This window comes from Jejuia spongiicola (genome assembly GCF_023502325.1).
Lineage (GTDB): Bacteria > Bacteroidota > Bacteroidia > Flavobacteriales > Flavobacteriaceae > Wocania_A > Wocania_A spongiicola.
On record NZ_JAMFLZ010000010.1, the window covers coordinates 1 to 15,637 of the forward strand.

The 15,637-nt window shown below is 34.2% G+C and carries 13 protein-coding genes and 1 pseudogene; 1 reads left to right on the forward strand and 13 read right to left on the reverse strand.

Annotated features, from left to right (window positions below; all coding sequences use genetic code 11):
* Positions 1 to 441 (reverse strand): annotated as a pseudogene (locus tag M3P09_RS16290) (hypothetical protein); the annotation flags it as partial.
* 242 nt (positions 442 to 683) lie between these two features.
* The gene (locus M3P09_RS16295; RefSeq protein ID WP_249973936.1) at positions 684 to 1,412 is read right to left on the reverse strand and encodes a LytR/AlgR family response regulator transcription factor; all 729 of its coding nucleotides are present in this window, start codon (positions 1,410 to 1,412) and stop codon (positions 684 to 686) included.
* Between the two features lie 625 nt (positions 1,413 to 2,037).
* On the opposite strand from M3P09_RS16295, the gene M3P09_RS16300 reads away from it, so the two are divergent.
* Entirely contained in the window at positions 2,038 to 2,796 is a 759-nt protein-coding gene (locus M3P09_RS16300; RefSeq protein WP_099563939.1) for a LytR/AlgR family response regulator transcription factor, read from the forward strand.
* Between the two features lie 16 nt (positions 2,797 to 2,812).
* On the opposite strand, the gene M3P09_RS16305 is transcribed toward M3P09_RS16300, so the two are convergent.
* The 11 genes from M3P09_RS16305 to M3P09_RS16355 form a co-directional block, all read right to left on the reverse strand.
* A complete protein-coding gene (locus tag M3P09_RS16305) occupies positions 2,813 to 3,592 on the reverse strand; it encodes a hypothetical protein (protein ID WP_249973937.1) in 780 nt (259 codons plus the stop codon).
* Positions 3,593 to 4,565: 973 nt separating this feature from the next.
* On the reverse strand, positions 4,566 to 5,879 hold the full coding sequence (locus tag M3P09_RS16310; protein ID WP_249973938.1) for a sugar porter family MFS transporter: 1,314 nt from the start codon (positions 5,877 to 5,879) through the stop codon (positions 4,566 to 4,568).
* On the reverse strand, positions 5,872 to 6,828 hold the full coding sequence (locus M3P09_RS16315) for a sialate O-acetylesterase (RefSeq protein ID WP_249973939.1): 957 nt from the start codon (positions 6,826 to 6,828) through the stop codon (positions 5,872 to 5,874). Before M3P09_RS16315 ends, M3P09_RS16310 begins: the two co-directional genes overlap by 8 nt.
* Positions 6,829 to 6,843: 15 nt before the next feature.
* A complete protein-coding gene (locus tag M3P09_RS16320; RefSeq protein WP_249973940.1) occupies positions 6,844 to 7,170 on the reverse strand; it encodes a hypothetical protein in 327 nt (108 codons plus the stop codon).
* A 34-nt stretch (positions 7,171 to 7,204) separates the two neighbouring features.
* Positions 7,205 to 8,251, reverse strand: a complete 1,047-nt coding sequence (locus tag M3P09_RS16325; RefSeq protein ID WP_249973941.1) for a lactonase family protein — start codon at positions 8,249 to 8,251, stop codon at positions 7,205 to 7,207.
* Between the two features lie 61 nt (positions 8,252 to 8,312).
* Positions 8,313 to 9,113: a glucose 1-dehydrogenase gene (locus tag M3P09_RS16330; RefSeq protein WP_249973942.1), complete on the reverse strand. Its 801-nt coding sequence runs from the start codon at positions 9,111 to 9,113 to the stop codon at positions 8,313 to 8,315.
* Between the two features lie 19 nt (positions 9,114 to 9,132).
* Positions 9,133 to 10,581 (reverse strand): sugar porter family MFS transporter, encoded by a 1,449-nt coding sequence (locus M3P09_RS16335; RefSeq protein WP_249973943.1) that lies wholly within the window; start codon positions 10,579 to 10,581, stop codon positions 9,133 to 9,135.
* A 2-nt stretch (positions 10,582 to 10,583) separates the two neighbouring features.
* Positions 10,584 to 11,507, reverse strand: a complete 924-nt coding sequence (locus M3P09_RS16340; protein WP_347709816.1) for a sialate O-acetylesterase — start codon at positions 11,505 to 11,507, stop codon at positions 10,584 to 10,586.
* Positions 11,508 to 11,520: 13 nt separating this feature from the next.
* A complete protein-coding gene (locus tag M3P09_RS16345; RefSeq protein WP_249973944.1) occupies positions 11,521 to 12,213 on the reverse strand; it encodes an RraA family protein in 693 nt (230 codons plus the stop codon).
* Between the two features lie 6 nt (positions 12,214 to 12,219).
* Positions 12,220 to 12,669 (reverse strand): hypothetical protein, encoded by a 450-nt coding sequence (locus M3P09_RS16350; RefSeq protein ID WP_249973945.1) that lies wholly within the window; start codon positions 12,667 to 12,669, stop codon positions 12,220 to 12,222.
* A gap of 24 nt (positions 12,670 to 12,693) precedes the next feature.
* On the reverse strand, positions 12,694 to 15,636 hold the full coding sequence (locus tag M3P09_RS16355; protein ID WP_249973946.1) for a glycoside hydrolase family 38 N-terminal domain-containing protein: 2,943 nt from the start codon (positions 15,634 to 15,636) through the stop codon (positions 12,694 to 12,696).
* Position 15,637 lies beyond the last annotated feature (1 nt).

The following is a 15,637-nucleotide window of genomic DNA, read 5'->3' on the forward strand; positions in this document are numbered from 1 at the left end:
GATGATGTAGGTTCCGTCTCCGTTATCTACTAATGTAGTGGTGTTGGCATCAAAAGTCACTATTGTTCCATCGATAGCAGTGTGAGTAAAGGTACCGTCGCCGTTGTCTTGTAATACATCTGGGTCGTTATTTAGTATATTAACTATATCTTCTTGACTGACTATACGTTGCCATTTTGCCCCATCCCAATAATGATATCCAGGAGCAATATCTCCTACCACAGTATTGGTGTTATAAACTAAAAGACTAACAACATTGCCGTTAGTAATTGTAGTCGCATCTGTACTGTTTGTAAGTGAAATTCTGGGAATTAAGACCCCTTTACTGTTAGATACTACATCTAATTGGGATGAGTTATCTGGCAAAGGTGTTCCTACACCTACTTGCGCATAGGTAGTTCCTATAGTTATTAAGAACAATAGCGTAATTATTTTTTTCATAATGCGTTTTTAAAAAATTATTTTCATTAAAGGTTTAAAAGGCAAAGAGCCTGTGATAATAGCAATGGCAAAGAAATAATGATTTGTTGGGCTATGTAAACGCCATGTAATAAATGAGCTTATACAGAAATAAGTGTTCTATTATTGAAATAAGTGGAAAAACAGAGGAAAATACGTGGTATATATCTTATGTAAAACTTTTTTAAAGATTTAATTTTTATTACTAACGCTCCTTAAATACGCTACATAATTTGTAAAAACTTGCAAAGCGCTTCATACCTTCTTACTGATACCTTTAAAGAAACTCCATTTCTTAAAGTGCAAGAAATACTAGGTAAAGTATCAATTCTTGATACAAAGTTTAAGTTTACTAAATACTTATGATGAATTCTAAAAAATTGAAATTTGCTTAATCGCTTCTCGTAAGCACCTAAGTTCTTACTCGATATTTTTAATTCGCTATCAACCGAAGTGAATTGTGTGTACTTACCTTGTGCTTCACAATACATCACATTTTTAATGTCTATAAATTCAATTTTTTTAAACATAGGAATAGCGAGAATGGTATTAATTTTTTTTGCATGTTGTTGTTGATCAAAACCATAATAGCTTTTAATTTTTGATATCGCTTTTATTAAAGCTTCTCTAAAATCTTCCTCTTTAATAGGCATCAACAAGTAATCTATTACATTATATTTAAGAGCAGTTAAAGCGTATGCATCGCTACTAGATAAAACTATAGTTTGAAAATCTACTATACCACAATTATCAAAAAAATAGTTAATATCATTCTTATTGGATATTGCATTTAATATAACTAAATGAGGCTTTCTAGCTTTTAAAAGATTTATTCCTTCATTAAAAGAATTTGTTACGCAAAGAGCTTGTTTATCTACAAAACTGTTATTAAGATATCTCCTAATTACCCTATCATTAACTTTATTCTTATTAATTAAGAGAATTCTGTACATTTAAAATTTGCTTTTGTAAGAAGTTTATTTTTTAATAAAAAGCACAGGTAAAAAAAATCAAAACCCTAAAAATCAATGATTTAAACAAATTAAAACGCTAACCTTTTAGTATCAAATGTCATCATTATACTTGGAGTATATAAACAAAAAGTAATAAGTGTAGCTATACACAAACAAGTGTACCTTATATGGAATATGTGTGAAAAACACTTCATTGTTTGAAGGCAGAAGTGTCATTAAGGTGTAAGTTTTTAATCTATAAAACACATAAAGTGATCAATTATAATTACTAAATTTCTTTATAATTAATACTTTGTTTTATATTCTTTTAATCCCTATATTTAAATCGCAACTAAATTGTTTTTAAAAATCTCTCTAAACTTAAATGTTAAGCCTTAATAAATAAACTTTAATTATTTTTTATTTGCTTACTTTTTTGTTTGTAATTACTTTACATAAACCTATAATATCTAAGTTAATTAAACACATACATTTTAAAAACAATTTCTTAAGTGGAATCTCTAGGTTATACCTAAGACTCTAAATTTGTCAAAAAATAATTATCTTTTGTGACATAATTATCATCATTGTGTCAAAAGGAATAACTTAACCCCTAAAATTTGCTATGAGACAAGCTAAAACCCTAATTGTTGATGACGAGAAAAAAAACATTAAATTACTAGAACACTTTATTAAAACCTATTGCCCAAACATTAAAATAGTTGGGAAAGCTTCTACAAGAAAAGACGCTATTAAACTTATAAATGAAAAAGAGCCTGAGTTAATTTTCATGGATATTATTTTAGATGCAGGCACAGGTTTTGATGTTTTAGAAACCATTAAACACTCAAAATATAAAGTCATTTTTGTATCATCTTATAGTGAGTATGCCATTAAAGCATTTAAGTTTAACGCTATAGATTATATTTTAAAACCTATAGCTATAGAAGAATTGATTTTGGCTGTTAACAAGGCTTATGAAGATATTGAAAATGAATTATTTACATTACCAGATCAAGTACAAAATTTGTCTGGAGCTTTTATACAGAATATCCCTCTTGATTTTATAGCGATTTCTTCAATTAACAAAATTGAATTTGTTAAATTAAATGATATAATTTATTTAAATTCTGAAGGCAGGTACACAGTTTTTAATCTTGTTAATAATCAAAAAATAGTAGCTTCCAGAAATATTGGTGAGTTTGAAAATATTATTAACGAAAATGATTTTTTTAGAATTCATAATAGCTACATAGTAAACTTAAAGCATGTCGAAAAAATCACTAAAGTAGATGGTAATTATTGCGAAATGTCTAATAAAGAATCACTCCCTATTGCTAGAAGAAGGCAGGAGCAATTAAATCGATTTCTACGTATCAAATAATTTCATATTAATCAAACTATTTATTCTGTCGTACTACATTATTGCTACTAGAATAAAAACTATTAAGCAAATAGCTGTACTCGTATGTGTTATATAAGTTTATTAAACAGTTATAAATTTTAAATTCGTTTTCCAAATCATTTTTTGAAGGTAACGACTCTAAGAATGAATAGATTTCTCTACTACACAATTGAGCTTGACTTTTTAAATTTATATTAGAATATGGTTCTTTATTTATTATATCTGTATTAAAGACTTTTCTAAATACTCCAAACCAAGAATTTGATTTTGCTTTTTTAAAAATACCTTGTATTAATTCATCATCAAAGTAAGGCTCGCTAGTTGTTTCTATAAACTCAAAATATTTATTGAATTGATATTTTATTACAAACTCTTCACTTTCATCAAATTGAATAAATGAGTTTTTCAAAAAAAGATCTGCATCGCATGTATTAACAAAGCTAATAACGTGCTTTGTTAATTTAGCTTTAGAAAACTTTTTTTTCTCTCTATTATTATACTCATCAAGAATTTGATGTGCATAATCGGAGGCATTATTTATTATTTTACGTTCTAAAAAATCATTTTTATTTAGAATATTTTCTTTAAATGAAATGCCTATAATTTTGAACCAATCGTTCAATTTAAACATACCTTCTATTTGCCTTTTTAACTTTAAAGTAAAAGAACGATTGTCATAAAATAAAATTATTTCTTTAATCGAATATCCGTAAGCGTATAATTTTAAAAAGTTAAGCTGCTCTTCATTTAGTTCTTTATCAAATGTTTGTACCATACATAAATTTTAGGGAGGGGCCAGATAATTTTGCTTGGAATTATTGATTATTGCTATTAATCATTAACTGTATAAATAAAAAAATCTATTTACTTAGCTAAAGTATCATAACATAGTACTTAAGCAGGAGCATAAATTAATAAACGTAACATATTATGTAATAAGTGGTGTTTTATATAGTTTAATGTGATAAATTAAGAAGTTTTATATAAAAAAATGGCTGTTAGCTAACCTTAAAAGCGACAAAACCCTATTAATCTGAAGATTAATAGGGTTTTTGTTGTAATTGATATTAATAATTTTGTCGGGGTGGCAGGATTAACCTCAACCTCTCTCACTCCCTATATTTACTGTTATTCTATAACTTTCATCTATTTATGCACACCTAATTGCACACCAAAACTATAAAAAGAACTTCGAAGATATAATTTGATCTTCTTTGGTGTTATAAAGGTACAAATTATATAAAAATAAAATTATCCAAAACTTTGACTTTTCTTTGAATTATTTATTTAGTAATTGATTATTTTCTAATCTCTAAACAATACTCATCATGCTTTTACTGTAATACATTTACATCAATATCGATAAACAATAAAATGTTTTAGATTACCTATCATTTCTTAAACCAATTCCTTTTACTAAAATTTTAAAATTATTTCTCTAATAATATGGTATTAAAATCATACTCTCCAGGATTGGGTACATATTGTTTGGCTACCACATAATCGCTCTCTTCCAAAACATGTAAGTTCTGAAGGCATAAATGAGCGAATTCCGAATCTATATCGACCAGTCGAGGCTGGATCTTACCGGTTTTATCCTGTAAATCGGTTAAATATATTGGTAAGATCTCCCCTTTTGAATTAGCAGAGACTAAGCAACCGCTCTTTCCTTCATCGAACAGCTTTTTAACCCCAATGCCCAACAGCGTACACAAAGTAAGTGTTAGACTGCAACAAAAAGTGAACTTTTAAAGTGTTTCTGTTAAATTTTTACTTAATTTCTCTAGTGATTTCCCTTTGGTTTCCGGCATTTTAAAGTGCACCCAGATAAGCTGCCAAATCATCATAACAGCGAAGAATGCAAACACAACTCCTGGACCTATGATGGAGAACAGGGAGGGTATAAGTGATGGAATTGCAGCCGCCAAAACCCAGTGCACAGAGGAACCAAAAGCTTGACCAGATGCCCTTAAGTGATTGGGGAAAAGTTCTGAAATAAAAACCCAAATTACAGTGCCTTGCCCCATTGCATGGGCTGCAACAAAAACAAAAAAGCAAGTAACTATAACTATTCCTCCCCAGTTAAAAAAGAATGCTGCGGCCACCAAACCTAGTGAAAGAATGTATCCAAAAGAACCAATATACATTAACTTTTTCCTTCCGGACCTGTCTATTAAGTACACACCTAACAAAGTGAAAACCACATTAATAAAGCCGATACCTACACTACTCAATAATGCCGAACTTGTTCCAAGACCAGCCTCTTCCAAAATTCTTGGGGCATAATACCAGAAAGCATTAATACCTGAAAACTGATTAAAAAAGGCTATAAAAAAAGCCAGTAATAAAGGAATTCTATATTTTTTTAAAAAAATATGCTCATTATTCTTAGGCGTATCAAGATTAATAGATTTTATAAATAACTCTATGTCTTTTTGAGGATCAATTATTTTAAGTGTTTTAATTGCCTCATTAATCTTCCCCTTTGTTATTAACCATCGTGGGCTTTTAGGAACTCTAAAAATTAATAGACAAAAGATAAACGCAGGAAAGGCTTCAACGCCGATCATCCAACGCCAAGCATTTTCACCAAGATTGCTTAATAGATAATTAGATATAAATGCTACAAGCACCCCAAAAACAATACTAAATTGATACATTGCTACTAAGCGCCCCCTTTTTTTTGCTGGTGCTATTTCTGAAATATAAGCTGGTGCTGCAATTGTAGATGCCCCTACACCTAATCCGCCAATAAATCTAAAAAAGGCAAATGTATAGGGATCATTTACCGTTGCTGAACCAATGGCAGAAACAAAATACAAAACACCAATCCAAATAAGCGTATTTTTTCGCCCTATTCGGTTGGTTGGAATGCCTCCAAATATTGCGCCTATCACAGTTCCCCATAGCGCCATAGCCATAACCACCATACCATGAAAAAGATCTGAGGAGCCCCATATATTTTGTAAGGTTTTGTCTGCTCCTGAAATCACTATGGTATCAAAACCGAATAAAAATCCAGCCAATGACACTGTAAATGACCAAATAAAAATTTTATTCATGAAATTCATTATATCCTGTTTTTGATTCAATTTGGTTCTCCAAGTTGTAAATAGCTTCAGCCATCTTCTTTCCCAAATCTATATATCCCTCACTATTGTAATGTGCTGCATCTGAATAATTATAATTAGCTGTAGTTCTAACTATTTCTGAATTTTCGTCTATTCTTACATACTTTTCCTGAGCATGTTGAACCAGCTCGCAATAATTCCATACTTTTCCATCAGTGTCTTGTCCTGAATCAGAAATTTTCCCAATTACAACGGGTAAATCATCCTTTAACAAACTTGCTCGAATTAAATTCAATAATCTCCTTAAATTTGGATAATAGCGCAATGCAATCTCTTCTGTATAGTAGGCATCACTCTCTCCTTGCATCCAAATTATTCCAGATGGCATAAATAGGTCCGCTATCCCATTTGAATCAATATCATTTTTACTAAAAGCCGACCTTATGGTATTTAAAAAATGATCATATTGATTTAGTCCATTGGTCCCTCGATAATCTGGCTCCCATGAGCCATACTCCCCTGCGGCTAAACTATCAATAGACGTCCCCCCTCTTGAATATTTAATTATTGCAATTTTATCATTCGGGTAAAGCTCTTGCAGTCTTTTACCAAAAGACAACTCCAGACCAAATCTATCTGAAAGGTTATTACCTTTCTGATCTGCTGAAAATCCATAGCCATGACCAGGTTGCATAATGTTCCATTTTCCTAAACCTCCATTAGTCTCATTATCACCGACTGGGTTTCCATGAAAAATCCAAATATTTTCCACGGACTTTTCAAACGAATTTGGCAATTGATCGTTATACCCAAAACCATCCATATTTGACTGCCCTCCCAAGTAATAAACCCTTATTACCTCCTTTTTTTGACCATAAGTGAAAATGGATTGTACAATTATAATTAAAAGCCATATTTTATTTAATCTGATTGGATTCATCTTTACACCTTTTAGTTACTCTTGATTTATTGCTTTGTTAATAGCTTTCATCACTATGGGTTCCATGATTTTATAGCCGGCAAGATTAGGGTGAACACCATCATAAGTAAACTCTTTTTTCAATCCATTTTTATCTGCCTGTCCCATGTAGGGATGATCAATAGTGATAAGGTCATAACGTTCAATTAGATGCTCTATAGGCATATCACCAAATTCTTTAAGCGAGCGCACATCCCATTTTATTATGACATTAGGATGACTCTTTTTAAATTCCTCTGATGTAGCAATTAACGGTTCATATCCTCTTGGATGATCCCAGGCTATTCCCTTAAGTTCAATCATTTTTTATAGTTTTAAATCCTTTGCATTGTTTAATCTATAACCAACAAATATTTACAGGTGTCTCTACTTCAACCAAAGAATTCAAGTTCAATGTTCCATCTATCTCATTAATTTCAAATACTGCTATTGTGCTTGAATCCTGATTCGCAGCAATGAGCCATTCACCACTTGGATCCATATTAAAATCACGAGGGGTCTTACCCTCAGTTGATTGGTGGGCAACAACCGTTAATTTCCTTGATCCCTTATCAACCTTAAAAATGGCGATAGTATCCGAACCTCTATTAGAGGCATAGAGGTATTCTCCGCTGGGGTGCATTCTTATGGCAGCACCTCCAATCGCTCCTAGGTATGCTCTTGGAACAAATGATATTTTCTGTACAATCTCACTTTCTCCACCACGCAGATCCGCAACAAATATTTCCCCAGTCAACTCGCTTAAAACGAACGCAAGTTCTTCTTTGTTATCCATAACCATATGGCGCGCGCCACTCCCTGCTTCAATTTTTATGTCTAAAGCCGGAGTTTTTTTCCATTGTCCTGTTCTTGAATCGATTCGATATGCCTTTGCCATATCCAGCGTTAAATCGACCACATATATGTGGTCATTACTGAAAGGGTAAACCATATGGGCATGCGGGGCTTCCTGTCGTTTTTGATTAAGCCCAACACCTTCATGCTTAATTTCCTGTTCGCAAGCCGCTAGACGGCCATCTTCCATAATGGGATAAGACAAAATGCTACCTGAGACATAACAAGCAACCACTAATTTATCCTGTATAATTGCTAAATGGCAGGCATAATCGCCATTAATCTTTTGCGTATTCAAAAGCGTTAACTGTCCTTTCTTTTCAATTTTATAGGCATGAACTTGAGGATTTAAGCTTTCGTACATTTCCTCAACGGCATATAAATGGTTCCTATCCTTTGAAATCACAAGATAACTCGGGTTTCTTTGTAAGGTATTATGCAAAAGCTCTATCGCCCCTGATTCAGAATTAAGCTGAAAACACCCGATTCCTTTTCCTGTTGGATTAGCCGCAGGTGCTCCCTGTTGTGTATAACTACCTGTATAAAACATGATTATTGTGGTACGGTGGATTATTTTTTCTTACCAATTTAAGAAACCTATTTCTTTCAATTTAACTTTCTTTTCTAGTTGGTCTAGGGTCATATTGTATTGTATTATTCATATAACCGCCATCAATATACAGATCAGCACCATGAATATATGAGGCCAAATCACTAGCCAGAAATGCTACAGAATTGGCAACATCATTAACTTCTCCTATATTTCCCGAAGGAATCCATTTTTCGAATTTATCTCGTCCAAAATTGTTTATTTCTTCTCTATTCATACTGGTTTCAATCGCTCCTGGAGCAACAGATATGACCCTGATATTACTCTCTGCCAATTCTAAGGACAAACATTTAGAAAACATTTTAAGACCTGCTTTTGCCGAACAATAATGAATTAGCCCTTTCCTTGGTACCACATCATGAATTGAAGAAATATTAATAATAACACCTCCGCCTGTTTTCTCCATTCTTAATCCTGCTTGTTGCGCACACAACCAAGGCCCTTTTAAATTAATATCTATAATTTTATCCCACTCCTCCTCTGTTAGATCTAGTACATGATTGATAGTTTCTACTCCTGCATTGTTTACCAATATATCTACCCCTCCCATTTTTTCATCAACAGTTAAAAACATTTTTTTTACGTCGCTACTTTTAGCTACATTGGCATAAACTGACCATGCTTGAACACCGTAGTTTTTTTTTAATTCAGAAACCAATTCTTCTGCTTTTTCTTTATTGCTATAATAATTAACAAGCACATCGGCGCCACATGCTGCTAACTTTATGCAAATTCCTGCTCCAATACCCTGACTACCTCCCGTAACCAAAGCCTTTTTTCCTCTTAAATCTATGCTCTCCATTTATAAATTCATTTTGATGTTATTTTCTAGTTTTTTCTCTCCAGAATCTTTCTATTTCTTCCAATGATTTACCCTTAGTTTCAGGAACAAACTTCCATATAAACCAAATGGCCGGAAGTGTTAGCAAAGCGTAAATAAAGAAAGTCCCAGAGGGCATTACTGCTTTTATTAAAACTGGATTGGTAAGGGTTATTACAAAACCTGTTACCATTAGTGAAAAACTACCTAATGATACTGCCAGTCCTCTTATTCGAGTTGGGAATATCTCACTAATAATAACCCATACAATTGGTCCGAAGGAAAAGGCAAAACTTGCCACATACATTAATAATGGAATGATAACAAATTTAGATCCTATCGCAAATAATATCCCTACTCCGGTTAAAGAGACAAAAGCTCCCATAACGCCAATTAAAAGGAGTTTTTTTCTTCCAAACTTTTCAATATTCATAATGGCAACAAAAGTAAATGCACAATTTACTATGCCTACCAATACGGCTCCTAAAAAAGAACTTTCAACACTATTAATAGATTCATTGATGATATTGGGTGCAAAATACATGATAGCAGCAATACCACTTAAGTGGGCAAACATGGGCAGCAGTATCCCAATCCAAAGTGGAATTCTTAAAAATGGCTGAAACAATTCTTTTATACCACCTTTTTCAGAACCCACCATTTCTTTTATCTCAGCCATTTGTAATTCGGCATGCTCTTTTCCGTTGATTTTTATCATAATTTGCATGGCCTCATTATACCGCTCTTTAGAAACCAACCACCTTGGTGTTTCGGGAACCACAAAAAGAAGGGTTAAAAATAGTAGCGCAATTGGTATTTCGGTACCAAACATACCACGCCACAGTTCATCTACAAACAACCAATTAAAGAAACCTGAAGGTGCATTAGAAATAACACCCGCAGCACTTCCTGCATGATTTAAAACGATCCAATCCACCAAAAACGCCAATAGAATTCCCAACGTTATAGAAAGTTGGTACAACGAAACCATTTTACCCCTGTTCTGTGGCAATGATAGCTCTGAGATATAAATGGGTGCCACAACAGATGTAATACCGACACCTATGCCCCCAATAATGCGAACAACTAACAAAAAATTAAACGCCTGTCCTACCTCTGATGTAACCCACATTGGGTTTTCTAAATCACCCAAAAACTGAGGAGGCAGCATAGAACCCAATGCAGAAATGGTTAAACAAACAGCAGCAATAATTAAGGCCTTTTTCCTGCCTAAGCGATCCGTAATCATCCCAGAGACAATACATCCAAAAATGGTTCCCAGAAGTGCCGAGGAAACAACCCATCCAAGCATTACGGGAGTTAATTGAAACTGTTGTTCCAGAAAGGTATTACAACCGGATATTATGGCAGTATCATAGCCGAAAAGAAAGCCTCCTATAGTTGAGACAAAACTGATTCCTAAGAGGTATTTAGACGTTTTGGTTTTCATGTTTATTCATTATTTAATTCATAAAGAAGACTAGCAAATGATTCTCCTAAGCTTATATACCCAGCACTATTGTAATGTGCGCCGTCTGAATATCCGTAATCTTTAGTGTCTCTTACAATTGCTGCATTTTTATCTATTCTTGCATATTTTTCTTGAGCATATTGAACTAACTCACCATATTTCCACATTTTCCCTTCTTTATTCATTCCTGAATCCGATATTTTTCCAATAACAACAGGTAAATCATCCTTATGCAATGCGGCACGAATAAGGTCCATCAACCTCTTAAGATTTGTATAATATCGCAATGCTACTTCTTCAGTATGAAGTGCATCGCTTTCTCCTTGCATCCAAACAATTCCTGAGGGTATTAATCGATCAGAGTGGCCATCACCGTCTATATCTGATATTGCATACGCCTTATGCATAGTTCTGAGAAAAAAATCATATTGATTGATTCCCATTTTGTCTTTATCACCATTATAATCAGGATCCCAAGATGCAACTTTCTGAATACTGTCAATTGAAGTCCCTCCATGAGAATATTTAATAATTGCAATTTTCTGATCGGGGTAAATTTCCTGCATCCTTTTTGCAAAGGAAATTTCGACTCCGAACAAATTAGACATTATATTTTTATGCCCATCGAATGAAAACATTTCACCATGACCCGGTTTCAATTTTTCCCATTTTCCAAGTCCTGCCAATGAATCATTAACCACGCTAGGGGTACCATGAAAAATAAAAACATTTGCAAACTCTTGATTTAAGGACTTTGGCAAATCTTTATTGATACCATATCCAACCATATTTGACTGACCTCCCAAAAAGAAAACTCTAATCCCGTCCGTTTCTTTATGCTGACCGAACATAATGAATGGAAGAACCATAAAAATTAATACTACTCTTAGTCTAATATCTCTCATAAAAGAAAATTATTTACATAATACCAAACTTATTGAAAGCATCTACAGTACTCATACCATTCTCTAAGGCTTGTTTTACCAATTTTTCTCCTCTAGCTTTTTCAATCGCGCCAGTAAAAGCTTCGGCAACCACTTTTTCAGGCACTACCAATACACCATCCCGATCTCCGTAAATGATATCTCCGGGATGGATGCGTACACCTTCTATTTCAATAGGGACACGATAGTCTATAACTTTACCCCTAGGCCCTTGATCCTGTGCATAACCTCCATAGGAAAATGTAGGAAAATCAAGATTCAAAATTTCATTTGTATCCCTAGACCAGCCGTGTAAAACAGCACCCGAAGCTTTCAATTTTATAGCTCTAGTACTCATTAAACCACCCCAAAGAGCATATCTTGGGGAAGATCCCGAACAGATATATACCTCGTTTTCTTGAAGACTATCTAAGGCTTCAAACATAATTCCAAAGGGTTTTTTCATCATTGGATTGTTAGTTACCTCTGCAGTCTCTTCAAAAACATCAGCTTCCAAAACTGGCATAGCTCTACCTATAACCACAAAATCATCACGCAACGGTTTTATGGTTGGTGGTAAAAATTGATGTTGAAGCCCTAGTTTATCCAAAATATCGCCGACAAGAGCCACAAAAAGTTCCTTTTTTGCAATATCAAAAAGCTCTTTATCATCTTTCCATAAATTCATAATTCTCTATTTTTTTAATCTATTATTAGTTAGTACTTTATTAACTTCAACACGCATAGCAGACAGCTGCTCTAAATCCAGTTTATAATACTCAAAATCAGACAGATGCGTATTAGCTTTTTCTACAATCAACACCTTACTTTCCTTTTCCATCGCAATATTATGCCAAGTACCCTTAGGTACATTATACGTCACCATAGGCTTCATATATTCGGCAGTAAAACTCAAACGGTTATTTTCAAATACCGCAGCTATCAATACCGCCTCGCCTTCCAGTAATACAAAAACTTCATCTGTTTCATAATGGACATCTATCTTTTCTATATTTTTGATGTCCTGATCTTCAATATAATTTAATTGTGCTACCTGCCAATCGCCCTTAATTAAGAAAGGATGAAACCCTCTTTTTTTAATGATAAACTGCTGAATTGTTCCTTCCTTATTTATTTTATGCATATATTTTTAATATTTAATCCCATTTTACTTTTTCAATATGAGCATATAGGTATCAATGGCATTCATGCCTATATTAATGCTAATTTCCGTACCTGTTTGGGCTTCAATAGTTTTTTCCTCCTTTTCTATCAAATTTACCTTAATCAACTCCTTGCATTCTTCGGGTAGTTTTATTGTTACCTGTTTATCCTTTCCTTCCATTTCTACCAAACGCACTATAATACCCTTACCATCTTCACTCCTTTTAACAGTGCTAATGCGCACCATGGGATCGGACACTTCAAAAAAACCAGTGTTTTCTCCTAATACTCCTTTAGTGTTAAGGTTTTGTTTTAAAACAGTCCATAATTTATGATTGGAAGCGGTACCAAACTGGTAAGGTATACTTTCACTTGGATTATGCGATGTCATTGAAAACTTAAAATGGTGGTCTCCTGTTTGATGGTACCAATTTCCTTCCCCATGACAACTTTTATGCGATGACAAAAGAATCCCCTGTAATACAGAATAATCTACTGCTTCGCGAGTGGGATCAATCCAGTCTGCCAAAGCAACATCTGTAGCAAGCGTCACGCCAAATGTTTCATTCTCCGAACTAATAAAATTCATTACCTCCCTCGGGTGAATGGCATCAGGTTTTTGATCGTATGTACCGCCCCAAGCCCAACCCATAGGAGCTTCCTTCATTTCGGTTTTACCTACTTCGGCTATGGCCAAAGGCACTTCATATTTAATCTTTGCATCTTTGGTATTAATAGGAAGCGCAAAACGGAATTCGCGATTATGGGTACCATCCCAGTTGAGTAAATCAACAAAAAAATCAATCTTCTTGTCTTGATGATACACACGTATCCTTTGAACTACTTGGGCATGTTTGAATTTGGTTCGTGTTTCATATTCCGTAAAAACTTCCCCATCCACCAAAACACTCCAATTTGAAGGATTGGCGCTCGTTATTTCATAAGTCGCATTATATGAATTTCCATTGGGGTCAAATACACCATTCATTTTAGGCTCCGTCATTTGCGTAAATTCACCAGCGCCATTACCATCGTATTCCAGCATCATCACATCGCCACCAGAGAACTTTGTTGTATTCAAAACTTCTTTGTTTAAAACGTGGTCATATAAATATGTAATTCCTCCGTTACCAAGATGCATCGTGTAATACGCATTGGACAACATATTTGGTGCTATTTTTTTATTGACTCCCGAACTATTGGCAGCTCCACGCTTTAAATAGAATGTTTTATATCCAATGGAAGGAATATCCGAAGCATAAAAGTGTAATTTGTTTTTGTCCGATGCACTAGCCTGTGATGGCACCATTTTTCCATTATTATCTACAACATGGTATTTGTTTGCATTCGCTATGGTAACAGATGCCAATCCACTTCGTTTCCACGAAAGATCATTATATACCACTATGGCATTCTTCTTATTGGTCTTGATATTTTTAGAAATACCTTTCAGGGATTTCCCAACCAACCTATCCGCTTCATTTGCAGCAAACTCCAATTTTGATTTAAATATACTATCGGTTATATGGCCATTTTTACCTCCCCAACCATGATCCGGGTAAATAGACTCCTCAAAAGCCTTGGACAAATCGTCTTGAGGGTAATTTGCAAAACTATTGTTCAATATGGATTCAACGGCACCAAATATCTCGGCCGAGGGCAACAATCTACCGGCTTTTCTTGAAGCTGTTATGGCTTTGTGATGACCGGGACCATGGATATATGCCCAGATATTGGGACGATCCCCTTCAAGATCTTCAAAGTCAGCGTTTGGGTTTCTAACATCAGATAGAAAATCCGCCACCGTCGAATGCCTTAAAGTCGGAATTTTAGCTCCTGTCTTGGAAATGATGGTATTCCATTCCTTAACAAGCTTACCATAATCTGTTGGACCAGAAGCATCGTTACTAATTACAATAGCAAAATGTGGTGAGAGCTTGCGTTCCCTATAATAATCACTCCAAATTTTAACCCTGTTCTGAATTTTATGCATGGCTTCAATGGCATCCTCATCAAAAAGCTTATAAAACATAGCTGCCCAACCATAATTGCCCGGTGAATATGTAAGTACTGAAGAACCATCTGGTGAATGCCAATCGAAAAAGCCTTCTTTCATTCTAGAAACAAATAGGTTTTTGACCCCTGATTTTGCTAATATCTGCGGAAATTGCAATGTTCTCCCGGGAACATCGGTATTAAAGGCTGTTTCCTCATTGATCCCATCAAAGTTGTTTTTAATCCATAATTTACCAAAATACATTTCCCTGATCAATTGTTCCCCTGTTTGCATTCCTTCATAAGGCTGATTGTAAGTGGCCCCCCAAGTAAACCTTCCCTCCCGATAGCGTTCTATTACTTCTTCCTTTCGTTCTGGTTGATCCTCAATAAACTCTTTGAGGTTTAAGGCTTGTTCCATGCCGAAATAATAATGCTCATCTGTCTTCATAATATCAAGAGCTGGTGCGATGATATCATTTATTCGTTCATGTCGGCAATATTCTGGGGTATCCATCCATGCTATATCCTGATGTGAAGACGCAATAATATGAAAGGTTCCTTCTTTAAAATAATCCCAATCTGAAGTAACCAAAGGCGTAAATAATTGCTCCTTGTTAGCGTCCCTTTTTTTGCCAACAAACTTTATAATCCCAGCTTCACCTATAACCGGTAACCAAACCTTAGCCTTTCCGCCTTCAACTTCTATTTGAAACGTTCGACCATCCTGAAAAATTACTTTTTCATAACTGTCTTTAGAATCTATATCTAAAGTTCCTTTAACTAAAATATTAGTTCCTATGTATTCATACTTATAAGGTTTCTCATATTCAATTGAAACGGTAGCCTTGTTTGATGAATTTTGAGAAAACCCAAATCCCATTATCAATACAAAAAAAATAGTGCAAATATTATATTTCATCATTAAATTATTTTTACTTATTGAACTCATC